Annotated in this window: 24 protein-coding genes; 20 read left to right on the top strand and 4 right to left on the bottom strand. The window is 56.9% G+C overall.

Annotated features, from left to right (window positions below; genetic code table 11):
* Nucleotides 1–36 precede the first annotated feature (36 nt).
* The 7 genes from ACAM_RS02730 to ACAM_RS02760 all read left to right on the top strand — a co-directional run bounded on the left by ACAM_RS02730 (nt 37) and on the right by ACAM_RS02760 (nt 5,953).
* Entirely contained in the window at nt 37–1,125 is a 1,089-nt protein-coding gene (locus ACAM_RS02730; protein ID WP_022541274.1) for a 60S ribosomal export protein NMD3, read from the top strand.
* 17 nt (nt 1,126–1,142) lie between these two features.
* Complete coding sequence (locus ACAM_RS02735; protein WP_022541275.1) at nt 1,143–1,478, top strand: translation initiation factor aIF-1A; 336 nt, start codon at nt 1,143–1,145, stop codon at nt 1,476–1,478.
* On the top strand, nt 1,475–2,275 hold the full coding sequence (locus tag ACAM_RS02740) for a serine protein kinase RIO (RefSeq protein ID WP_022541276.1): 801 nt from the start codon (nt 1,475–1,477) through the stop codon (nt 2,273–2,275). The genes ACAM_RS02735 and ACAM_RS02740 overlap by 4 nt, the downstream gene beginning before the upstream one ends.
* A complete protein-coding gene (locus ACAM_RS02745; protein ID WP_022541277.1) occupies nt 2,272–2,859 on the top strand; it encodes a KH domain-containing protein in 588 nt (195 codons plus the stop codon). Before ACAM_RS02740 ends, ACAM_RS02745 begins: the two co-directional genes overlap by 4 nt.
* Nucleotides 2,860–2,916: 57 nt before the next feature.
* Nucleotides 2,917–3,792: an NAD(P)-dependent oxidoreductase gene (locus tag ACAM_RS02750; RefSeq protein ID WP_022541278.1), complete on the top strand. Its 876-nt coding sequence runs from the start codon at nt 2,917–2,919 to the stop codon at nt 3,790–3,792.
* Nucleotides 3,719–4,849: a geranylgeranyl reductase family protein gene (locus ACAM_RS02755; RefSeq protein WP_148706363.1), complete on the top strand. Its 1,131-nt coding sequence runs from the start codon at nt 3,719–3,721 to the stop codon at nt 4,847–4,849. Before ACAM_RS02750 ends, ACAM_RS02755 begins: the two co-directional genes overlap by 74 nt.
* Nucleotides 4,850–4,984: 135 nt before the next feature.
* The gene (locus ACAM_RS02760) at nt 4,985–5,953 is read left to right on the top strand and encodes an NAD-dependent epimerase/dehydratase family protein (protein ID WP_022541280.1); all 969 of its coding nucleotides are present in this window, start codon (nt 4,985–4,987) and stop codon (nt 5,951–5,953) included.
* On the opposite strand, the gene ACAM_RS02765 is transcribed toward ACAM_RS02760, so the two are convergent.
* A complete protein-coding gene (locus tag ACAM_RS02765; RefSeq protein ID WP_232502306.1) occupies nt 5,924–6,634 on the bottom strand; it encodes a phosphoglycolate phosphatase in 711 nt (236 codons plus the stop codon). The genes ACAM_RS02760 and ACAM_RS02765 overlap by 30 nt on opposite strands.
* A gap of 142 nt (nt 6,635–6,776) precedes the next feature.
* On the opposite strand from ACAM_RS02765, the gene ACAM_RS02770 reads away from it, so the two are divergent.
* From ACAM_RS02770 to ACAM_RS02795, 6 genes are all read left to right on the top strand, one after another.
* Nucleotides 6,777–7,721 carry a fused MFS/spermidine synthase gene (locus tag ACAM_RS02770; protein WP_022541282.1) on the top strand — a complete coding sequence of 315 codons (945 nt, stop codon included), beginning with the start codon at nt 6,777–6,779 and terminating at the stop codon, nt 7,719–7,721.
* Between the two features lie 27 nt (nt 7,722–7,748).
* Nucleotides 7,749–8,744: a bifunctional phosphoglucose/phosphomannose isomerase gene (locus ACAM_RS02775; protein WP_022541283.1), complete on the top strand. Its 996-nt coding sequence runs from the start codon at nt 7,749–7,751 to the stop codon at nt 8,742–8,744.
* A gap of 84 nt (nt 8,745–8,828) precedes the next feature.
* A complete protein-coding gene (locus ACAM_RS02780; RefSeq protein ID WP_022541284.1) occupies nt 8,829–9,983 on the top strand; it encodes a DUF373 family protein in 1,155 nt (384 codons plus the stop codon).
* A 79-nt stretch (nt 9,984–10,062) separates the two neighbouring features.
* Nucleotides 10,063–10,410, top strand: a complete 348-nt coding sequence (locus ACAM_RS02785) for a signal recognition particle subunit SRP19/SEC65 family protein (protein WP_022541285.1) — start codon at nt 10,063–10,065, stop codon at nt 10,408–10,410.
* A 229-nt stretch (nt 10,411–10,639) separates the two neighbouring features.
* Nucleotides 10,640–10,999, top strand: a complete 360-nt coding sequence (locus ACAM_RS02790) for a hypothetical protein (protein ID WP_062661926.1) — start codon at nt 10,640–10,642, stop codon at nt 10,997–10,999.
* Nucleotides 10,983–12,167, top strand: coding sequence for a hypothetical protein (locus ACAM_RS02795; protein ID WP_022541287.1), 1,185 nt, complete (start codon nt 10,983–10,985; stop codon nt 12,165–12,167). The genes ACAM_RS02790 and ACAM_RS02795 overlap by 17 nt, the downstream gene beginning before the upstream one ends.
* Nucleotides 12,168–12,335: 168 nt before the next feature.
* Here the strand turns inward: ACAM_RS02795 and pdo are convergent, their stop codons facing one another.
* The gene (pdo, locus tag ACAM_RS02800; RefSeq protein WP_022541288.1) at nt 12,336–13,067 is read right to left on the bottom strand and encodes a protein disulfide oxidoreductase; all 732 of its coding nucleotides are present in this window, start codon (nt 13,065–13,067) and stop codon (nt 12,336–12,338) included.
* A 249-nt stretch (nt 13,068–13,316) separates the two neighbouring features.
* Here pdo and ACAM_RS02805 point away from each other — a divergent pair, with 249 nt between their 5' ends.
* Nucleotides 13,317–13,718: a transcriptional regulator gene (locus tag ACAM_RS02805; RefSeq protein ID WP_022541289.1), complete on the top strand. Its 402-nt coding sequence runs from the start codon at nt 13,317–13,319 to the stop codon at nt 13,716–13,718.
* 117 nt (nt 13,719–13,835) lie between these two features.
* Here ACAM_RS02805 and ACAM_RS02810 read toward each other — a convergent pair whose 3' ends face one another.
* Nucleotides 13,836–14,780, bottom strand: coding sequence for a metallophosphoesterase family protein (locus ACAM_RS02810; RefSeq protein ID WP_022541290.1), 945 nt, complete (start codon nt 14,778–14,780; stop codon nt 13,836–13,838).
* Between the two features lie 133 nt (nt 14,781–14,913).
* Between ACAM_RS02810 and ACAM_RS02815 the strand changes: the two genes are divergently transcribed.
* The 3 genes from ACAM_RS02815 (at nt 14,914) to ACAM_RS02825 (ending at nt 18,166) form a co-directional block, all read left to right on the top strand.
* Nucleotides 14,914–15,897 (top strand): transcriptional regulator, encoded by a 984-nt coding sequence (locus ACAM_RS02815; protein WP_022541291.1) that lies wholly within the window; start codon nt 14,914–14,916, stop codon nt 15,895–15,897.
* Nucleotides 15,898–16,359: 462 nt separating this feature from the next.
* Nucleotides 16,360–17,013 carry a nucleoside-triphosphatase gene (locus ACAM_RS02820; RefSeq protein WP_158318586.1) on the top strand — a complete coding sequence of 218 codons (654 nt, stop codon included), beginning with the start codon at nt 16,360–16,362 and terminating at the stop codon, nt 17,011–17,013.
* Nucleotides 16,952–18,166 carry a tRNA (guanine(10)-N(2))-dimethyltransferase gene (locus ACAM_RS02825; RefSeq protein WP_082398227.1) on the top strand — a complete coding sequence of 405 codons (1,215 nt, stop codon included), beginning with the start codon at nt 16,952–16,954 and terminating at the stop codon, nt 18,164–18,166. Before ACAM_RS02820 ends, ACAM_RS02825 begins: the two co-directional genes overlap by 62 nt.
* Before the next feature lie 10 nt (nt 18,167–18,176).
* Here ACAM_RS02825 and ACAM_RS02830 read toward each other — a convergent pair whose 3' ends face one another.
* Nucleotides 18,177–18,542, bottom strand: coding sequence for a helix-turn-helix transcriptional regulator (locus tag ACAM_RS02830; RefSeq protein WP_022541294.1), 366 nt, complete (start codon nt 18,540–18,542; stop codon nt 18,177–18,179).
* Nucleotides 18,543–18,842: 300 nt separating this feature from the next.
* Between ACAM_RS02830 and ACAM_RS02835 the strand changes: the two genes are divergently transcribed.
* The 3 genes from ACAM_RS02835 (at nt 18,843) to ACAM_RS02845 (ending at nt 22,318) form a co-directional block, all read left to right on the top strand.
* A complete protein-coding gene (locus tag ACAM_RS02835; RefSeq protein ID WP_022541295.1) occupies nt 18,843–20,732 on the top strand; it encodes a CBS domain-containing protein in 1,890 nt (629 codons plus the stop codon).
* A gap of 153 nt (nt 20,733–20,885) precedes the next feature.
* Complete coding sequence (locus ACAM_RS02840; RefSeq protein WP_148706368.1) at nt 20,886–21,293, top strand: H/ACA ribonucleoprotein complex subunit GAR1; 408 nt, start codon at nt 20,886–20,888, stop codon at nt 21,291–21,293.
* A gap of 113 nt (nt 21,294–21,406) precedes the next feature.
* Complete coding sequence (locus ACAM_RS02845; protein ID WP_022541297.1) at nt 21,407–22,318, top strand: transcription initiation factor IIB family protein; 912 nt, start codon at nt 21,407–21,409, stop codon at nt 22,316–22,318.
* Nucleotides 22,319–22,358: the final 40 nt, after the last annotated feature.

Raw genomic sequence — 22,358 nt, forward strand, 5'->3', positions numbered from 1 at the left:
TTGCGTATGCGGCGCGTATGCGGCGGTGGCTCTGGTATGCCGGGTGTTTGCCCCTCTTGCGGAAGGCCTCTAGAGGGCAAGGGTGTTAGGAGGCTCTGCCCAGACTGCTATGTGGAGCGGTACGGAGTGGCTAGGCTGCCGGAGACTATCAGGTTCGTCTACTGCAGGGACTGCGGAGCCTACAGGTACCAGGGGGGGTGGAACGAGGGGTTGGAGAGCGCCGAGGACACTCTCAGGGAGTACTTGCACATGGTGCTTACGATGAGGATGAAGCCCACGGAGGCTGTGGAGGAGGCTTGGGTAGAGTCTATAGAGTTAATGCAGGGCTTCGAGGGGCCGGGGCTCTATACGGTCCTGGTTACGATAGCCGGGAGGGCTGGCGGCCGGGATCTGGTTGAGAGGAGAACTGTCTCTGTAGAGGCCTCCCAGGCCCTCTGCCCCCGCTGCACAGCCAGGTCTACCGGGAGGGGTTTCGAGGCTGAGGTTAGGGTGAGGAGCACGGCCGGTTCTCTGGGTGGAGATGTGAAGGCGGGTGTGGCAAGAGTTATAAGGAGGAACAGGTCTATAGCGGGCTTCATAGTGAAGGTTGACGAGTCGAGGGAGGGTCTCGACATCTACCTCACAGACCAGACAGCAGCCAGGATGCTGGCGGGGAAGCTCAGGTCGGAGTTCTCGGCCGAGGTCAAGGAGTCCTACAAGCTTGTGGGTAGGCAGCCGTCTGGAAAAAGGAAGGGTAGGCTGACAATATCCGTCAGGATACCCGAGTACAGGCCAGGGGAGATTATATCTGTTGATGGGAGGCCCCACCTATACCTGGGCAGGAGCGGTAGGGGGCTGGTGACTATAGATCTGGATAGCGGTAGGGAGAGGGTGGTAGACACCAGCAGGTCTGGCGTTCTCGCTGGTGTGAAGCGTTACGAGCCCGGCTCCAGCCTGAGGAGGATGATGCTCCTCAGCAGCGACGGCGATTCCATTGTTTTCCTAGACGCCGACAAGGGGATGCAGGAGGTTGTGGACGCTCCTAAGGGCTCCGTCATGTCCTTCGTAGATAGCATGGAGCCCGGCAGGGTTTACGAGGTCTTTATACACGGCGGCCGGATATATGTCTTGAGGGAGACCGGTTAGAGTGGAGGTAAAGCGGCATGGCTAGGGGTAGAGGTAGGCATGAGAGGAGGGGCGAGATGCCGCTCCCCAGCGAGGACGAGGGTACTATGCTGTGCATAGTGCAGCGGGTAGTGGGCGCGGGGTTCCTGGAGGTCCTCTGCACAGATGGCGAGGTGTATATGGCCAGGATACCTGGGAAGATGCGTAGGAGGGTGTGGATGAGGGAGGGCGACGTGGTCCTCTTCCTCCCCTGGGGTACTGCGGACAAGAAGGGGGAGGTTGTATACAGGTACCTTAGGGACGAGGTTAGGAAGCTCGTCGAGATGAACCTCCTGCCCGAAGAGCTGGTGGAAGAGGTGGCTGGAGCGGAGTGAGGCGGAGGGCTAGATGGCTGCGGAGGGAGAGGGAGGAGGAAGAGAGGGTTAAGGACCGGGATATGTTCAAGATTGTAGACGAGGTATTCGACTCCATAACCCTTTCTCACCTCTACAAGCTCTACTCCCGCAGGGTTCTCAGGGAGCTCAAGGGCTCTATAAGCAGTGGGAAGGAGTCAAAGGTCTACTGGGGTGTTGGGTGGGATAAGAGCGATGTAGCCGTTAAGATATACCTATCCTTCACGTCCGACTTCAGAAAGAGCATAAAGAAGTACATAGTAGGGGACCCCAGGTTCGAGGACATACCCGCCGGCAACATCAGGAGGCTGATCTACGAGTGGGCTAGGAAAGAGTATAGAAACCTTAGGAGGATGCGCGAGTCGGGTGTGAGGGTGCCCAGACCCATTGCTGTCGAGGCTAACATAATAGTCATGGAGTTCCTGGGGGAGAGGGGCTACAGGGCCCCAACTCTGGCGGAGGTTGCGGAGGAGCTGGAGGGGGGAGAGGCGGAGGCTATAGCTGCCGAGGTCCTCCGCCAGGCGGAGGCTATAGTGTGTAGGGCTGGGCTGGTGCACGCGGACCTCAGCGAGTACAATATTCTGCTCTGGAGGGGGGAGCCTTGGATCATAGACGTCTCCCAGGCCGTCCCCCACAGCCACCCTAGGGCGGAGGAGTTTCTCGAGAGGGACGTGGAGAACCTCTACAGGTTTCTTACCGTTAAGATCGGGTTTGAGTTCGACTTTGACGCTTATCTCTCTAGGCTGCGAAGCTGTATCCACCGGGGTGTGAGGGGTTGAGCGGGGAGGGGGCGAAGCCAAGGATATATGTGAAGGTGAGGCCTGAGAGGCTTGGTGCTGTGATAGGGCCGCAGGGCGAGGTTAAGGCCGAGATAATGAGGAGGACTGGTACTGTGATAACAGTGGATACCGAGAACTCGATGGTTATAGTTGAGCCGGAGGCCGAGGGCGTCCCACCGGTTAACATGATGAAGGCCGCCGAGGTGGTTAAGGCTATATCCCTGGGCTTCCCGCCTGAGAAAGCTTTCAGGCTGTTGGAGGAAGATCAGATACTTGTAGTAGTAGACCTGAAGCAGATAGTGGGGGATAGCCAGAACCACCTGAGGAGGATAAAGGGCAGGATCATAGGAGAGGGCGGCAGGGCCAGGAGGGCTATTGAGGAGATGACGGACACCTACATAAACGTGGGCGAACACGAGGTCGCCATAATAGGCGACTACGAGAGGGCTATGGCGGCGAAGCAGGCTATAGAGATGCTGGCGGAGGGGAGGATGCACAGCACGGTCTACAGGCATCTAGAGAGGATTATGAGGGAGATAAAGAGGAGGGAGCGCCTTAGAATGTGGGCTAGGGAGGAGATGTGACGCCCACCACCCGTTTAGAAAGGGCCGAATCACCGGTTTAACAGGGGGTGGAGGCGTGTGGTGGAGAGGGTTGCTGTTGTAGGAGCTGGCAGGATGGGGTCGGGGGCGGCTAGAAGGCTGGCCTCGAGAGGGTACAGGGTGGTAGTCTGGAATAGGACCCGGGAGAAGGCTGAGAGGCTAGCGCGGGAGGCTGGAGTGGAGGCTGCTGGGAGCCTTGCTGAGGCCATAGCCGGCGTGGAGGCGGCGCTGGCCTTCGTCTCAGACGACGACGCCCTCCTCAGCGTGGTGTCCCAGCTTAGGAGGAGCGACGGCCTAGTCTTCGTGAATAGCGCTACCACAACGCCGAGGGCAAGCATAGCGGCGGCAAGGTATCTAGAGGGGCTGGGTATACAGTATGTTGAGGCCCCAGTAATAGGCGGGCCGGGTGCTCTGGAGCGCGGCGAGGCTATAGTGCTCGCGGCAGCCCCCAGGAGCGCTCTAGCCCCCGTACTCCCCCTTCTCTCGGAGCTGGGGGAGCTGGTGAAGGTGGGCGATAGCTACGGCACGGCTGCGGCTTTGAAGCTGGCCTTCAACAACCTACTCCTAACAACCCTGGTGGGCCTGGGGGAGAGCCTGCTGATACTAGACGCCTACGGTGTGGACAAGGCCCTGTTCTCCAGTATACTCGAGAGAACGGTCTTCTCGGGCCTCGCGGGCAAGTACTTCGAGAGGGCTGTGTCCAAGCCGAAGCCCACATTCACAGTCTCCCTCGCCGAGAAGGACGCTAGATACGCATTCCAGGCCCTGGCGGACAGGGGTTATCCGAGGCTTGTCTCGCACGCAGTGTCAAACGTCTACGCCACCCTATCCCAGATGGGTTTTGGCGGGGAGGACTACGTGGGTGTATACAGGCTTCTCAAGAAGGCGGGGGCTGGTGGCCGTGAGGAGCATTAGCATAGTGGGCCTCGGGCCCGCTGGGGCCGGTGCAGCTGCCGCGGCCTCGAAGCTGGGAGTGAAGCCTGTAGTGTACGAGGCCATGGAGAAGCCTGGTCTTAAGCCGTGTGGCAGGGGGCTTCCAGTAGTTGACGACGGCCTGCCGGTCAGAATTCCCAGGGACTCTATTCTCAGGCGTATAAGAGGGGCTAGGATGTATGTGGACGGTGAGTTCCTGTTCGAGATGAGGGAGTTCCTGGAGGGCTATATAGTGGACAAGACAGTTATGCTCGAGGCCATAGCAGTAGAGTCCGACGCCGAGATATATTACAGGGCCAAGTACAAGCCTGGCTCCTCTAGGGTTAAGCTGCCCGGGGGTGGCGAGGCTAGGGTGGAGAAGGGCGTCTTCGCCGGGGGACACCCCTACTATGGCGGGCTGAAGATAACGGCTGTCCAGTGGATAATGGAGACCGGCTCCAGGAGCGATCCCGTGGGGGACATGCTGGAGATACACTTCGACACCAGCCTCCTCGGCTATGCATATGTTTTCCCCAAGGAGGAGGGGTTCATAGAGGTCGGCATAGGGGGTTTCGCAACAGCCGGCGAGCTGAGGAGCAGGCTGGAGCGGTTCATCTCCTCGCGGAGCGACCTGCGGGGTCTTAAGAGGGTTAAGCTGGAGGGGGCTAGGATAGCTATTGGGGGGCTTGACCTGGGACTGGTGGATGGCATGGTCAAGGCGGGGGAGGCCGCCGGCTTTGTCCTCCCACTCACGGGAGAAGGTATAAGGCCCTCACTAATATCCGGCTACGAGGCGGCGGCGTCCCTTATAGAGGGCGGCAGGCCGCTGGAGAGACTGAGAGCCACGCCTATAGCAAGGGCTGTCTCAATGCAGAAGAGGATACTAGACCTGGTCGCTGAGATGAAGGTCGAAGAGAGGAGGAGGCTGCTCAAGTCGCTTACCCCCCGGGCGCACGCCGAGATAGCCCTCGGCATGTTCAGGAAGCACGTCCTCCTCAGGGAGCTCGCCAGAAGCCCGGGCGCGCTGAAACTCCTGGGCCTCGCGACAAGGCTGATATAGCATGGCGGTCCGGCGAGAGCCCAAGGCCATCCCAGCGGTGAGCCACGGTTAGCTAGTCTTCATCCCGCCGGTATTACTGGGTAGGCTTGAGGGGGTAAATCGCCCCTTAAGGCCTGGCTCGGGGTTGTGGTGCTGTTGGTTAGGATTGTTGCTGTTGGAGGGCTAGGCTACGTCGGCGTCAACATAGCCCCCGCCCTGCTGGAGGTGGGGGAGCTTGTTGTGGTGTACAGGGGTTTAGCCAGGGGTTTTAGGCGGGTTATAGCGTCTAGGCTGGAGTCCCTAGGAGCTAGGCTCGTCAGGCTGGACCCGCCGATTACCGCAGACGGGCTGGAGCGCCTCGGCGGGGATGTGTATATTCATCTTGCTGGCAAGATATCGGGGAGGTATAGGGTGCAGTGGGAGTCTCACGTCGGCCTGCTAGAGTCCGTGATAGAGGCTGCCGAGCGCCTCGGCTCGCGGGTGGTGTATACTAGCAGTGTGCTGGCGTACGGCAGGCTTGAGGACCTCCCCCCCGGGTCTATAGTGTACGAGGAGGAGGAACACCTATCTGGGAGGCGGCGGTGGAGGTCTCACCACGCGAGGACCAAGGCTGAGGGGGAGAAGCTGCTGGTGTCGAGCTCGGGGAGGCTGGGAGGGAGGTTCTCCATAGTGAGGCCCGGCCTTGTAGTGGGCTCCCACGCCTACCATAGGGAGTGGAGTATACTCTTCACCCTGGCCCGGCTCGGGCTCTATCCACGCCTCGACTACACAGTCAACTACGTCTCCTCCCGGGTCCTGGGGGGGGTGTATAGGAGGGCTGTCTCAGGGGGTTTCGACGGGAAGTGGGTTCACGCAGTCTCCCACCACGCCCCCTACTATAGGGGGGCCGAGCTGTTATGCACCGCCCTGCGGGGGGGCGCTTGTAGAGGGCTCCCGTTGAAGCCGCTCTTCTCCATGGCTGGCAGGCTCGCCCCGCCCTCGACGGCCCTAGCAGCCTCGTGGGAGGGTGTGAGCAGCGGCTACATCTTCAAGTCTAGGCACGGCGTGCCCCTCGACGGAAGCATAGAGGAGACGTTCTCCGGCCTTATCGAGTGGTTAGCAGGCGGGGGCTGGCCCGCCTCCTAGCACCCTCTGTATTATCTCCAGCGTCCCCCGGGCTCCGGGGCTCCTGGCCACCAGCTTGGCGACCCGCTTAGCCTGCTCCGACGCATCACCCGGGGCCCCCGAGTAGCCGGCCCTGGCCAGGACCTCGACGTCGTTCTCCCCGTCGCCCACCGCGAGGACCTCGCTCCAGCCTGCTCCTATCCTCTCCAGGACCTCGCCAACCCCGCGCGCCTTACCACCCCCGGGGGGTTGTATGTGGAGGGCGTAGCCTGACCATATCGCCCTGTACCCCTCTCTCTCGACAATGTCCGAAGCCTTCTCGACAACGCTGGGCTCCCTTCTCACGGGTATGAGGCTGTACTCATGATACCTATACTCGTTCTGCCAGCTAGGCCTGAACCCGAGCTCCATAACTCTCCTAACCAGACTCTCCGGGGGCCTGCCGGAGCATATGTGAACCCTCTCCCCGCCAACCAGTGCCACGCAGCCGTTCTCCGCCACGACAGGCCCCTCAAGTCCTAGGTAGACGCCGAGGCCGACGGCCACCGGGAGGCTGTTACCCGTCATCAGTATCGTGGTAACCCGCAGCGCGTTGAGAAGCCTCGCCACGGCAATGCTACACACATCCAGCCTGGCGGCCCCCCTCCTCTCTGTGAGAGTCCCATCTATATCCAGGGCCGCCACCCTAATGCTCCCAGCCACCCCCTGCAACACGCCACCCCCAACGCTCCACGACACCAAAGTATAGCCGGGCCGAGGAGGTAATAGAAGCTGTAGGGAGGTCGAGGAAGGCGGTTAAGCTATTTCCCCCCACCCCCCATGTGGGAAGGGGGGGTGGCTCTGGTTGGCTGGCGGTGGGGAGAAGAGTGTGTTTTTGAAGTGGAGCTGGTTCCTGGAGTGGCTCACCCCGGATAGGGCTACGCTGAAGCATGTTGAGGAGGTTTTATTCCAGGGTAGGAGCAGGTTCCAGGAGATAGCTGTTATAAGGGTTAGCGGGGAGGGTAAGGTGCTTGTCCTCGACGGCAAGACCCAGTCTAGCGAGTCCGACGAGTACATATACCATGAGGCCCTTGTCCACCCCGCGATGATCCTGCACGGCGGCCCCAGGAAGGTTCTGATACTGGGGGGTGGGGAGGGGGCTACCCTGCGCGAGGTCCTCAAGCACAGGAGCGTGGAGAAGGCAGTAATGGTTGATATAGACGAGACGGTTGTAAACGTTGCCAGGGAGTATCTGGGCGAGTGGCACAGGGGGGCTTTCGACGATCCTCGTGCGGAGGTTGTGATTGACGACGCCTGGAACTATGTGGCTCGCAGGGCGGAGACGGGGTTCGACGTCGTGATAGCAGACCTGGTCGACCCCCTGGAGGCGGGGCCGGCTACGAGGCTGTACTCGGAGGAGTATTATAGGATGGTGAAGGAGGTCATGGGGCCTGGGGGCGTGTTCGTCACCCAGGCCGTCAGCATCTCACACCTCACAGAGTACCACGCGATAATAAGGAACACGGTTGCCAGGGTTTTCAAGCATGTTGAGAGCTACGGCGTCTACATACCGAGCTTCGACAGCATGTGGGGCTTCGTAGTGGCGAGCGACGAGAAGGATCCCGGAGCCCTTGGGGACAGGGGGTTCTTCGAGGCGAGACTCTCATCGCAGCTACAAGGGGCTGAGCTCAGGTTCCTGGACTACGGATCCATGCTGCACATGCTTAACATACCAAAGGTATACAGGGAGGCTATAGCGAGGGAGAGGAGGTATGCGACGCTCGAGAACCAGGTGTTCCTCCCCGCATAGCTGGTGAGAGTCTGGGGTGGATTAGGGTTGGAGGACCTCTACCTCTCTTGGCCCAGATGGTTTTCGGAGGCGCTGGCCAGGTACGGCGGCCTTGAGGGGGCTCTTGAGGGGCTCGAGGAGATATACTACTGCGGCATGGGCGGGAGCGGCGCTGCGGGAGACTATGTAGAGGCGCTGCTGAGCCTCCATAACCCCAAGGGGCCGGAGTTTAGGGTTGTCAAGGACTTCAAACCCCCCCGACCCCCACGCCACAGGGGATACGGCCTAGTCCTAGCCAGCTACTCTGGAAACACCGTGGAGACTCTGGAGTGCGGATCCCTCCTCCACCGAGACGCGGGCATGGTTGCGGCGATAACCTCGGGAGGGCGCCTGCTAGACATGGCTAGGGACATGGGCTGGCTGGTAGCCCGCCTACCCCCGGGGATACTCCCACGCGTCTCATTTCCTTGGATGCTGGCGGCTGTTATCGCTATGCTCTCCAAGTCTCTGGGCGTGGATCTACAGTCTCTGGGAAGGCTGGCTGGCAGCATAGACATAAAGAGCCTTGAGACGGAGGCCGAGGGGCTGGCCCGCTCCCTATCTGGCCACAGGATAGCAACTATCGTTACATGCGGCCCCGGCACCCCACTGGGAGTCAGGCTTAAGAACGAGCTTGCCGAGAACGCTAAGATGCCCTCCAGGCTGGAGATCTATCCCGAGTCGTCGCACAACGACATAGTGGCCCTAGAGGCTTCTGAAGGACTCTACGCCGCTGTGCTCATAAGGGTCGACCAGGGGGGCAGCCGGTGTTCTGAGGTCCTCGACGTCGTCGATAGCATTTACAGGGAGTACGGTGTGGAAACCGCGAGTATACGAGCAGGCACCGGGGGAGGAGCTGGCGGTACTGTTGTAGAGTACCTTTCAAAAACACTCGTCTTCGGCCTAGCCAGCGTCAGGCTCGCCGCCTTGAGGGGCTTCAGCCCCGAGGAGACGCCTCCCATAGAAAAGTATAAGAGCAGGATAAAGGATGTTCTACGCATCTGAAAACCAAGGTTGCTAGGATAAACCTCTTACCCGGGACACTATAATAATCTAGTGGAGAGGGCAGAAGCGGGGTTAACAGGCGGGTTGTCTAGGACCGTGTCTGGAGGGGAGCAGAGGGCTGTTGAGACTGGTGAGAGGGCTCGCCGAGCTCTGGTGCTCGTCGTCGATCTGGACGACGATGTGGGTGAGACCCTCGGGGAGAGCGTTTTAGTAGGGTACAACAGAGTTCTAGAGGCTGCGGTTAGGTTCGCTATGGAGAGGCCTGACGACGCCGACGCAAACACCATGTTCGCCGGCCTTAGACTCTACAGGAAGCTTAAGGAGAACTATGGTGATGTGGAGATAGCTGTCGTGGGGGGGAGCAGGAGGCTGGGGGTCGAGGCTCAGAGGAGGCTCAGGGAGAGGGTAGAGGGTATAGTGTCCGAGCTGGGCCCCAACGTCGACATCTACATAGTGGGTGACGGCGGTGAGGAGGCGGTGGCCAGCCACATACTCAGGGATGTGGGGAGGGTGGCCGGTATAGAGAGTGTTATAGTCTCGCAGCACCTAGGCATAGAGTCAAACTACATGTTGATAGCAAGGTATTTGAGGAAGGCCGTCACAGACCCCCACTACTCCACCCTCGTCCTGGGCGTGCCGGGCCTGGTTATAAGTGTGGCTGCACTCCTAATGCTGGCCGGCTTCTTCTCCCTGGCCCTCAAGATCTCCCTCCTCATAGTCGGGCTTGCCATGGTCATATACGGTTTCAAGCTCGACGACACGGTGAGGACCTCGCTCCAAAGCTTCGTCGAGGAGCTGAGAGAGGCGCCCCATATAAGGCTCGGGGGTCTAGCGGTGATGACCCTCCTCCTCCTGCTCGGCGTCTCGCTGGCGTACATAAGCTATGTGAGCGAGGGTGCTACCTCAGCTATAGTATCGTTCCTAACATACACCATACCCCTCGCGATGGCGGGCGTCATGATGTACATTATAATATCACGCATAATAGTGGGGGCCACGGAAGGTAGGGTGGATATCTCGAAGAACATAGCCATGCTAAGCATGCTGGGCTTCACAGCCCTCGCATTCTACGACCTAGGCTCCTCCCTACGGCTCGTGCTAGAGTCGGGCCAGCCGGTGATATCCAACATTATAGACGCCGTAGGCAGCTCCCGCTTCATACAATACATAATAGTTGGGACAGGGCTGGCCAGCCTGACGGAGCTCATATCAAGAGCCCTCAAGGACGCCAGGGAGTAGCGGCTTAATGACACCCCAGGGTAAAACCCACATATGGCCTACAGAGCCTTGTAGCCCAGCGGGAAAGGGGGTGTCTAAAATGGTTTTCCGGCGTGGAAAAGACGGGGGCGACGACCCCGGCGGCGGCTCTGGGAAGAGGATAATCCTGTGGCCAGCGTACTTCGACTCGACGCTCCCACGGCGTCTTGGCCGACGTGTACCGCGTGACATGGGTGTGCCTTCGCCGAGGCCCGAGGACGTTGCGGAGGCCGCAAGGAGAGCGGGGTTCGAGGCTGTTGTAGAAGAGTCTAGCTATCCGAGGCTCTGGTGGAGGGTGAGGCGGAGGATCGTCGTCCTGGCCCCCGAGGGCGTTAGTAAGAGCGGAGTAATAAAGGCGGTGGCCACAGAGCTCAGGAAAATAGGCCCGGGCAAGAGGAGACGCGGCTAGGCTACCAGCCGGAGGGCGTCTGTAGTCCGCGGTAATCTCTTCACAACAGCTCAGGTGGGGGCAAGTATCGTCATCCGCCCGTGGATCATGCTTTAAGCCTCGAAGGGTAAAACTATTGGGCCTCAAGAGCGTAGGATGGGATTATAGGGGTGTGGTGATGATTTACTCCCGGACCGAGCACTGCTGTGAGGACTACTTACCCGGCTGAAGTCGCGGGGTGTGTTGTGGGTTGGTCTCACACACGTGCGGGGGAGCCTGTAGGTCTGTGGCCTCCATGCTTAAAGGCATGGGGTTTACGGTGTTCGTCTCCAGCGAGAGCTATGCCACCCTCACGGGGGGTGTAGCTAGGAGGGAGGTGGTGAGGGGTATAAGAGCAGCCCCCCAGCCAGCCAAGGTTTCCGTCTACCTGAGTAGCGACGGCTCTATTGGGAAGGTGCACATATTCGTCAGGGGCTCTATAGGGGGCTCCCGTCTCGAGGCTCTGGAGGATGCTGGAGCCTCGGTGGACGAGGTGGACGGCGACACTATAATAACTGTGAAGAGGCTGAGGCCGGAGGACCTCGGTGGTATACTTGCCATTGTGTTTTGACGGCTTGCTGGCCCCCCGGGGGGGCGAGGTCCTCCGGCGCAGCGGCCCACAGATCTACTCAACACCCGGCTCGGCCCCCCTGCTTATCGACCTGAAGGGGCCGAAGCCCCCTTGCGGCGTGAAGCTGGCGTGCGGCCCCTACGAGTACGGCGAGGGGCTGGCGGCGGAGTACGTGGGAGAGCCCCCCAGCTCCTTTGTAGGGAGCTACACCCGGCTAGAGCCCCCTGAGGGCTTGGAGAGCTTTGAGGCGGGGCGGGACGGATTCTTAGAAAACGCGGTTTTCAACCCATTCTCCTGGAGAACCGTCACTCCAGTACCCGCGGGCTTGTCTGGATGCGTAGAGACGGAGTTCGGCCCGTATAGCCCCCCAACCTTGCAGCCAGCCTCCTCCAGCGAGGCCTCTCTGAGGTGCGCCAGGTCTAGTCTAGGCATTGGGAGGTCGGTGGAGGTTGGCGGCGCGCTGTTGACTATCAACCGCGCGTTCCGGATAGGCTCTCTAACCCTGGGCAGCTCCGGAGAGGCCGCCCTCATAGCCGCTGGCGATAGCATAGTAATAATACCTCATGGTGATAGCGCTGGGGTCTCCCTCCGAACACCTGTAGCGTCGTACAAGGCCGGCATGCTCTACGGCCTAGCTTTTGAGAAGCCCGTTCCAGGCGGGGAGTACGTCGGCAACGTCCTCAACATCTCAGGCCCCGGGCTCGAAGTCTCCATAGCCTCCCCTGGGGGGGCGAGGGTGAGCCTAGGGCCCGGGCGGCTCGAGGTCCATTCTAGGGGCGTCTTCGCAATAGTGGGGGGAGGTGTTGAGATGGGCGTCAAGGCTCTGATGGAGCTGCTCTACAGCTACAGGCTGCTTGAGAGGGCCCCAGCCAGTATAGGGAACTTCTACTCGGTCAAGAGCTTCGCCTACCTAACCAGAGTGGACGGCCAGGTGGTTGAGCTTAAGGCCGCCGCAGTCGGGGGGATCGGTAGTGGCACAGTCTATCTAAACCCCCCCTTCAAGAGTAAGTTGGTGCAGGTTGAGACGCTGCTAGGGGCCACCGAGATGCCGGGGGGGCCGAGGATAAGCTTACCAGTTGCCGAATGCGGCTGCATGAAGGCGAAGATCTACGCGGGCGGGGGATTGCTGCTAAGGATGATAGAGAAGAAGGGCCGAAACACTGGTTAACATTAGCGTTGCAAACGTCTTCCCAGAGCTAGGCGGGCTATTGCATGATATTTTTAGCTATAACTAACGCCTCCTGACGGGCGAGGAGGCGGGTAGGGGGGACTGCTCAGCTGCATAAAGCGGGTGTGTAGGGCTATATATGTGTGTGTAGGGTGTAAAGGGCGTGTTCTATAGTTCCTCCGCTTCCCCAGCCCTTATAGGGCCTCTAACAGTCAGTCTCCCCTCAGCCGCGCTCTTCACATACTCTAGGAAGTCCTCCTCATATGGTACGCCGACGAACACTAGGTAGCCGTTGATAGCTATGCTGGGCACGCTCATAACACCATACTTGTCGGCTATATCGGGGTTCTCGTAGGCCTCGACAGCCTCAGATAGTATGACGGGGTTGCCCTGCTTCCACGCCTCATATGCGAACATGTGGGCGAGGAGCACTGCATAGGGGCAGTAGGGGCAGCTCGGCGTTATAATGGTTTCTATATGAACCCTCCCCTTAAGGCCTTTCAAAGCCTCCTTAGTAGTGTCTTCAAGCCCAGACTCGTCCTCGCTGATCCTCATTATAACCTCCACCAGAGCCCTTATCTCCTCGCCGGCAGGTATGCCCGTCCACCTGACCTCGCCCCCCAGGAAGGCTACAGTCGGCACCCTCTCAACCTTGAACTCAGAGAACTTTTCCCCATCACTCTCCTTATAGTAGATGTTAAGCTTCAGCAGCTTCTCACCATCCCTCGTAGGGGCTTCCTCCTCGAAAGCCTTCAAGAGGCGGAGCGTGTCGTCGCAGGTCTCGCAGCCTCCCTTAGATAGGAAAAGGTGAACCTCTACGGGGTTCACCATCTCTGCAAGAGTCTCCCTCAGCTCCCGCCTGAAGTCTTCCGACAGATCGAGCACGTAATACCTAGCCATCTCCCATCTTCCTCCTCAAAGTTTTACAACCAAGTCCTAATCAAGCCATACTTATACCTAAAGAACTTATCTTTTGATATAGTAAAAATCCCTGTCTCCCAAAGTGGAAAGAGCCTGTGTGGCGATAGGAGGATCTAGCGGAGAACGAGAGACCTAGTATATAGGCAAGAATTTATAATGACTCTGGGACCTCTCTTAAACATGGGTTAAAGCTAGGGGTATTGGTATTCCTAGGCGGGATGGTGAGGTATGCAGCAGAGAATAGAGCTTCCATGCGAGTACGCGGCGAAGAACATATTCCCATCGATACGCGCGAGCATAGCCAAGATCCTCGTTGAAGAGTATAAGATGAGTAAATACAGTGTGGCTAAAATGCTAGGGGCCACGCCAGCCGCAGTGTCCTACTATATATCCGGCAAGAGGGGGGAGAAGTTCGTTGACAAGATAATCAGGGACAAGGAGGTCTATGAAATAGTGCGGGAGGCGGCCTCCCTCCTCGTGGAGGCACACGAGAAGAATGAGGAGCAGGGGAGCGATAAAGAATTAATGGGGAAGCTCCAAGTTTTAATGTGCAAGGCATGCAGCAGGCTCAACATGCTGGCCCAGAAGTATGGATGCCCCGCCTTGATTTTTACGAATAGTATGGGGTAGAGAAGGCGGTTAGCAAAGCATCTAATCTACACACTCTATAATATAGCCTTGCAAGGGAGCCTAATGGAATCCTAGGCTATGTTCATGCAATAATGATTACCTATGGGGCTGGCGCGTCTATCCTGGGCGAGCAGCGTATTCCCAGTGGTCAGGCTCTAGGGTTACTATACATCTATCCAAAAGCTCCTCTGGGTCATCCAGGGCTATGTATTCTAGCTTGCATTTCATGAATGCAGCCTGACTGTTGAAGTAGGGGGCGCCTAGTCTAGAAAACAGTGTTAAAACGGCTCCACCGTGGTTTAGCTTGTAGCCTCTCATGGCGGGCTCGTGGCCCCTGACTATACGTTTCACCTTCAACGCTCTTGTAACATGCCTCGTCACCGGCGGCCCCCATAGGCTGCCTACCCCGCGCGGGTTTGGAGCCCTAAGTATGTCGAGTTCGGCCGGGTCGTTCCATAGTATCTCAGCTACCACCTCTGGATCCCCGTTGGAGCCGAGGTAGAGTGCCGGGTCGCTGGATGCTTTCTCCAGATTGATAGTAGGCGGGCCGCCGTGTACCATGAGAACGGTATCCTCGACAAGCACCGCGTGGGGCAGGCTGTCGAAAAGTCTCCGCGACAGCCTGTAAAGCTCCCGGCCATGGTCTCCGTATAACCTGTGAAGTGCTAGGGGGTAGTCGTGCGGCATAGGCTCTAGCCCTTGGGGCGGCTCGTGATTGCCCCTGAGCATGATAACTTGTCCTGGGAACGTCTCTGTGAGTTTGCAGAGCCTGTAGAGCGTTAGAACTTGGCCCTCCGGCGTGCCCCGGTCTATGTAGTCGCCTAGGAGGAACATATACCCCCCGCCTTCTAGTGTTTTCAGCGAGTGTTCCACTATAGTGTTGAATGTATTGTAGTCGCCGTGTATATCCCCTACTACCACAACCTCCTCCCCGCTGTTGAGCCTAGCCAGTATAACACCCCCCGATTTCTCGAAGTATCCTCCTTTTAAAGGTGGCTCCCTGGAGTATGAAGATAGGCTTTCTAGGCAGCGTGCATACTCCTCAACGCCTGGCAGGCTCAAACTTCTGCCCCCAGTAGAGTCTCCTCTAGTCTATTTAAATATTCCTGGATAACGAATCATTAATATATGGAAGCAGATGGGATAGATTGTGTTGGCGGGTTAGAGAGCTAAGCTCCAAGCCGGGGGGCAGCTGATGGTGCAGGGTCTTCCAGGGGATTTCGAGGACTATCTTTACAGGGTTATAGCGACACTCTACAGGTACGCTGAGAGACTCGTGGTCATAGACTACCCCAGCAGCCCGACGAGGCGTAGTATAGATTTGATAGCCAGCCTCCCCGGCTCCAGGGTTGTACTTGTTAAGGCGATATACGATGCGTCGCTTATATCTAAGAAGGAGGTGGAGGAGCTGTCGGCGGTCGCCAACAGCCTAGGCGTGTCGGCCGTAATAATTGCTGAGAAGATGGCCGGCGAAGAACTGCTGACCAGTGTTGTCTACGACAGGTACGGGGTAAATATGGTAAACCTGGAGACTTTCGAGAACTTTATATCGGGTAGGGAGGAGGTCTATGTAACCAGGTACAAGGACATCTATACCGTAAGCATAAGCAGCGAAAAACTCAGGGAGAAGAGGCTGGAGAAAGGACTAAGCCTGGGCCACCTGGCATACATTCTCAAGACTTCCAGGAAGAGTATATACGAGTATGAGAGGGGTGTTATGGCCCCTTCCGTAGAGAAGGCGGAGAAGCTTGTTGACATACTTGGAGAGGAAATACTGGAGCCCATAGATATTCTCGTCAGCCCCAGGAAGCCCGTGTCGAAGAGGGACTTTGATAGGCCAGAGGAGGCTATAGTTGGCGAAAAGCTGCTTGAGCTGGGCTTCAGAGTCTCCCACGCTAAGAGGACTGTGGTTGACCTGGTAGCGGGCAGGAGCAGGGACGAGGGTGTGGGGAGCAGGATTATGATAGTAGTGAAGCGGAGCCGGGAGGGCAGGGAGAGGATGATAAGCAGGATAATGAAGGGGGCTAAGATGGGGAACATACTCTCCAGCAGCCTCTACGCCGTGGTGACGGACGAGGAGAAGAGACTTGTGAAGGATCTTGACCACGCAAACGCTATAGTGAAGGATGTGAAAGAGTTCTTGAATGAAGTTAGTAAGGGGAGAATAGAAGAGGACTAGAGGCGGTGCCGTAGATCGGCAATACAGGGAGGCTCTCAACCGCTTCCTCTAACACGTATCAATCTGTATCTTTGCGTGTCGTTGTGACACAGTTTTCCTCGGTTCCCGCCTCGCACACACCACCTCTTTTCACTGGGGCATGGGGTCATGGGGGGCGGTGGAGCCCAGCGGCACGGGACTCCCATCTAGGCTATCCCCGCCGGGGCTTGGAGCACGGCTCCCATCGCCCCGCGGGACCTCCTTCAAGACAATGCTAGGCAGAGATGCATATAAACTCTACCTGAGCCATAAAAAAGAGATAGCCCGACAGAGAAAACTATAATCTAATGTTTCTGTGCCCCCAGATCTTAAACCTCCTTAGAGAGGCCTACCGGCTGCTCGCCTGCCAAACCTTCTACAGACCTGGCAAGACTGTTTTATGCTTCATGCGTTTCCACGCCAGATCTTGGTTGGAGGGGCTGTGTGGCATTGCAGTCAAGAGGGGAGTTTAACCGGGTTTTGGGCTGCGTCAAGTCGAGGAGGTCTCTTCATATTACCGGGCCGCCTGGCTCTGGTAAGAGTACATTTGTTGAGAGGCTTGCTGAGGCTTTGCGGGGCAGGGGGTGCAGGCTAGGGGGTTTTACTGCTCCGGAGGTGAGGAGAGGGGGCAGGCGTGTCGCGTTTAAGATAGTTGACATAGCCAGCGGGGAGGAGGCTTATCTGGCTGTAGCCGACGAGAGGCTTGTAGCGCCTGGGGGGAGGCGTGCTAGGCATGGGAGGTATGTTGTACTAGTTGAAGAGGCATGGAGGGTAATGTATAGCTCCCTCCGCGCTGCCCTTGCTTCTGCTGACGTCATAGTTGTCGACGAGGTGGGTCCTATGGAGCTAGCGGTGCCCGGGTTTAGGGAGGCGCTTGTCGAGGTCCTCAGGTCGGGGAAGCCGGTGGTAACAGTCTTCCACAGGAGGCTCAGGAGTCTAGACCCTGGATTGTATAAGCTGTTAGAGAGGGGCTGTATAGTCTGGTTAGACGAGGGGAATAGAGGATACCTAACCGGGTTGGCGGGTGAGATTGCTGATGCACTCTCCAGCGAGGCTTGCAGCGACTCTGGAGGGCAAGGCTATAGTATATATGCCTAGCCCGGAGTCCGCTATAGTCTCCGGCAGGCTAGAGCCAGCGTGGCTTGAGGTCTTCTATAACCCGGCAATGGAGTTTAACAGGGATGTGAGCATCATAGTAGCCATTGCCCTGAGATCGCTAGGACTTATGACTAGGTCGGGGGTGGCGTTAGACGCCCACTCAGGCGTTGGCGTGAGAGGTGTAAGGTACGCTCTGGAGGCCGGTTTGGGGCATGTTATAATGAATGATATAAACCCTAAGGCAGCTAGGCTCTCAGCTCTCAACGCAAGAGCGAACGGCCTGGAGCCAGGCTCCTACACAATCTTCAACAGAGACTCCAACAGCCTGATGTTCCACCTCTCTAGGGAGAGGCCCACACCAGTGTCGCTGATAGATATAGACCCCTACGGGTCTCCAGCGCCCTTCCTAGACGCAGCCCTAGCCCTCTCGGGTAAAGGCAGCGTGGTGGCGGTGACCGCTACTGATCTAGCCGTGCTTGAGGGCCGAAAGGCGAGGGCCGCTGTTAGGAGGTACATGCTCAGGGGCGTGTCAAAAACGCCTCTTTCCAAGGAGACGGGGCTAAGGGTTCTTCTAGGATATTTGGCTAGGGTCGCTGCATCACACGACAAAGCTGTGAAGCCTCTGGTCGCATACTATGCAGACCACTACTACCGGGTGTATGTCTCTGTGGAGCGCGGTGCAAAGCGGTCTGACGCCATGCTGGAGGAGAGTATTGGAAAAGTAGTCTACTGCTCCGAGGCTGGCGTGGCTATTGCAGTGCCTCATAGCAGCGATCCCCGGGAGGTGTGCGGCGGGCAGTATATAGTTGCGGGAGAGCCTGCGTGGATTGGGAGCTTGGGCGACAAGTCATTTATAGAGGCAATGCTCGATATAGCGGGAAAGTCGGGGTGGCTCGGAACGCGTGCAAGAGTGGAGAGGCTCCTAGAAATTCTGCTGGGAGAAACACCGCTCTCCCGAGGGAATATATACGTGTCGCTGACCAGCCTAGCGTCTAAAGCCAGGGTAAACACGCCAAAGAAGAGCTTGGTAATAGAGTTTCTGAGGGAGAGAGGATATAGGGCAGCTGCCACTCATTTCTCTGGCGAGGGGGTGAGGACTGATGCCCCCTGGGAGGAAGTGCGAGAGGCTGTTGTGAAACTCAGCTCAAGGTAGATTGGGCAGCCTACTTGCCGTGGACCCACTCGTCTATAAGGCGGCAGCTCTCGGGGCTGTAGAAGCCTCCCTCGCCACACTCGTCTATATATGGGCATACAACACATGGTATATCGAGTATCGACCCTATGTCCACAATAATGTTTAGCTGCTTCCTATCTGTGGGCTCTGCTGGGTAGAGCCTATACGTTTTCCTACCGTTTATGACAACCTGCTCCCTACGGATTATACCCTTCCTTGCTAGACGAAGGACTATCCGCGAGCCTTCACGGCTATCTAGGCCAAGGAGCTTCCAGAGCTCGCTCTGCAATATACCTTCCGTCTGTTTTATAAGCTCTAGGGCGCGCTTCTCGTAAACCTCGACGTTTCTAACCATTATCTGTTAAGCACCTCGCCTATGCGCTCTGGAGATCCTTGACTCACCATTACTAGATTAATTTAAAACGTGAAACTCTATAAATCTTAGTTCCCACATAATTCCTGAGATTCTCGTGGAGTGGGAGGGATAGGGAGCGGCGCTTATCTCTAGATGATATTTCCTTTTTGCAATGCGAACTAGATGAACGGTCTAGATAGGTTTATAGCATTCAAAACACTCTTTAGACGTTCTTTCGGCCTGACTAGCCAACTGTTTAATTACTTTACATTAATTTTAAGGTCTACTGGGGCTGTTGAGTTGAAGGCTTGGGAGATAGCCAGGAAGCCTAAGGTTGTAGTGTACCCCAACGACCCGGTAACGTATGTTAGGGCTAGGATGAGGAGTGAGGAGGAGCCGATAGCTGTAGTGGTTGAGAGCGAAAAGAGCGAGAAGGTAGCCGGGTATATCACGTGGAACGAGGTTATACAGGTGACAAGCCACTACTCACACCTGCGTGCTAAGGATGTTGCACTCGACCACCCTGTGGCCTACAGGGACGAAGATATAGCCGATATCTATAGGAGGATGGTTGAGGAGAGGGTCTACGCACTGCCCATCCTAGAGTCTAAGGAGAACCCTAGGCTTGTCGGTGTCGTGACCATAGCGGATATAGTAAGGGCTCTTAGAAGGGCTGGCTTCAAGCCTGTAGCCGAGACTGTAGCCGAGGTTATGACTGTTGAGGATTTAGATCGCTATCTGGTAGAGCCTGGAGAGAGGGTTGACAGGGTTTGGAGCGATCTAGTGTATAGGAGGATGCCGGGTAAGGTTGTCGTGAGGAGTAGGGAGGATCCTGTTCCATGGGGAGTTGTGACCCCCCGCGAGTTTGTGTCAACCAGCAGATGGTTCTTCCATAGGGAGAGCGAGCGCGGGTTGAAGACTGTGGCAAAGGTTAGGAGGATAATGTTGAGAGGTGTGCCTGTGGCCACGCCTGAAACCCCCATAGAATATGTTGCTGACGTTATGGCCGAACACGAGTATACAGTACTGCCGGTGATAGATGAGAAGGAGGGCCGCGTCTTAGGCGTGGTCACTATATTCGACGTGGCGAGGGCCTACATCGAGGGCGCCAAGCCGGGCAGGGCAAAGCCTGTAGCCAAGCCTGTCGTACCGATAGAGGTCAAGCCTGAGGAGAGGATAGCATACGTTAGCACGGAGAAGGTTCTGCAGCAAGTAATGGTTGAGAGGCCGCAGCCAGTTGAGATAGCTGGGGTCACCGCTGCAGACATAGCGAGAAGCGAGCTACCAGCGATAACAGTGAACGATAGCATCGAGCACGCCAGGAGGGTAATGCTCAGGTACAGGTCTAACTACGTACTTGTGGTAGACGAGGATGGTAACATAAAGGGAGTTGTGTCTAAGTGGAGCATGCTTAAGGCCATTGGCCTGAGAGGCCCGCTTTGGAGGAGGAGGGTTTACGACAAGTTCTTCATAGATTTCGTGATGGACACCAATGTGGAGAGAGTAAAGCCCGACGCGAGTATAGAGGAGGTAGCCCTGAAAATGGTCTCCTCGAGAAGCGAAGTAGCCATTGTGGAGGACGAGGACGGCAGGCCTATAGGCTTCATAACAAAAGACGACCTAGTAGAGGCGTATAGGAGGCTGATGATAGGGCGGTCGAAGGTAGAGAACATTATGACGCCTGGCCGCATCGGAATAGTGCATCCGCACCATAGCCTGTACCACGCTGTAAACAAGATGCACAACTTCTACCTCGACGCCCTGGCAGTATACGACGGCAGAGAAGTTATAGGCGTGGTGTCCGCTAACAGGCTCCCCTTCGTTGCATATGAAGACGCTATGGGTAGGAAGTCTAGGAGGCTAATCTGGGTGAGAAAGCTTGTCAGGGGGTCCGCCAGGCGGGGGAGGTACGTTAAGGTACTGCCTCTCATAGTACTCGATGTTACTACAGAGCTCAGGGGCGTGTATGTAAGGCCTGACGACGATGCTGTAAAGGCTATAGAGATTATGGAAAAGTACAATGTAGACGGTGTGCCCGTCGTCGACAGGGATGGGCGCGTACTAGGGGTGGTCACAAAGACGGACGTTGTTAGAGAGCTAGCGAGAACGGCCAGGGTCAGGATCGAGAGGGGTCTGCCAACACGTGTTGAAAAGGGGGGAGAAGAGGCTGAAGCGGCCGAAGCAGGCTAAAACTCCCCCGCCTCCCGCCTTCGGGGGTTTCAGGATTTAATTTTTTCCCGTGGGAAACTGGTGTTATAGCTTCTATAAACCGCGGCCCTGTAATACGATAGAATGCTGCAAGGACGTTGGCCTAGAGTAGGCAACCGCCCGGAGGGTTTGGATATGGCGGACCGCGGAAAGCAGCGTCGTAGAACTAGAGGGGGTACGGGGAGAAGGCGTGTAGAATATAGGAGAGTGCCTCTAGGCGTTGTGAGGGCTATAGTGAGGACGGGGCATATAGTGGTAGAGCCTAGCGAGAGGGTGAGGAGAGACCCGCCCCGTGGTAGGTTTCAAGTGGTTTTGGCTGGAGACGGTGAGGTGGGCTACGTCTCAGACGTCATAGGCCCTGTAAACTCCCCTTATATAGTGGTCAGGGCTAGAAATAGGGAGGTTATTGAGAAGCTCGGCCCGGGAGTGGAGCTTGTGATGCTTGTTCCCATTAAGAAACGGCCGATGAAAGGAGGTCCTCGCCCTCCAAGACGGGGTTCAAAGAGGGGTAGAGGTTTCAAGAAGGGAAAGGCGGGGAAGTAGGAGGGATACAATCCCCCTTCCCAACACCTAGCTACTGGGCTACAGCGCCGAGTCCTCCGGGCGGTGTGCCTCGTGCATGAGGGCTTGGCATCTCTCCACCTGGGGTGGTTAAAATGCATGGTTCGTGCGAAAACGTCATAGTAACTCCCGAGGGCGAGTGGGTTTGTCTCGATACTGGGGAGGTTTTGAAGGAAAATAGTTTTGCCGAGTATATGGTGGTGCCTAGGCATTCTTCAACACCCGAGACAGCGACTCCCGTATCGTTCAAGACGCACGATATGAACATAGGTGCTAGGATGAGCGACTATAGCTCCGCCAGGAACCCCTTGAAGAGGGGGCTGAGGACCTCGAAGTATGCTACGAGCAGCATATCAAGGTCGGAGGTTCCGACTATAACCGCACTTCAAAAACTGAAGGAGCTGGTGGAGATACTTAAGATCCCGGCTAGCGTGCACGAGACTGCCGCCCTCATTCTAAGAAGCTATCTCGACTCGGTCTCCAGGAGGCCGGGGAGGGTTGAGCAGTATGTAGCGGCATCCATAGCCAAGGCGGTAGAGATACATGGAATACCTATTAGCATCGGCGAGGTGGCGAAGGCTGCGGGCGTCGAGATAGAGAGTGTTCAGAAAGCCATACTCCAGATGTCGGAGACGGAAGTGGTTAAGAATCTTGTTAGGAAGTCTATAGTTAAGGCTCGCTTCCGGGGCTCCTCCACCAAGATGAGGAGGATAGAGGAATTTATAAACAGGCTAGTCTCTAACCTGGGCTTAGACCCCGAGGTTAAGAGGATAGCTCTCGAATTTGTTAGAGTCTCGCTTAAAGCGGGTAGCGGGGCCAACATTAAAACTTTCCACGGTAAAAAATCTGCTGCACTGGCAGCCGCTGCCGTCTACCTTGCAGCCAGGCTGCTCAACTACGACGTCAGCCAGAAGAAGATAGCTAGCATGCTGGAGCTCAAAGAATCCAACATAAGGAAACACTATAGGTTTTTGATAGATAATGTCGCGATAATAGTCTATGTATAGAGATTTTTTGTTGGTATAAATGTGTCTTCTTAATATTTTA

The organism is Aeropyrum camini SY1 = JCM 12091 (assembly GCF_000591035.1).
GTDB lineage: Archaea > Thermoproteota > Thermoprotei_A > Sulfolobales > Acidilobaceae > Aeropyrum > Aeropyrum camini.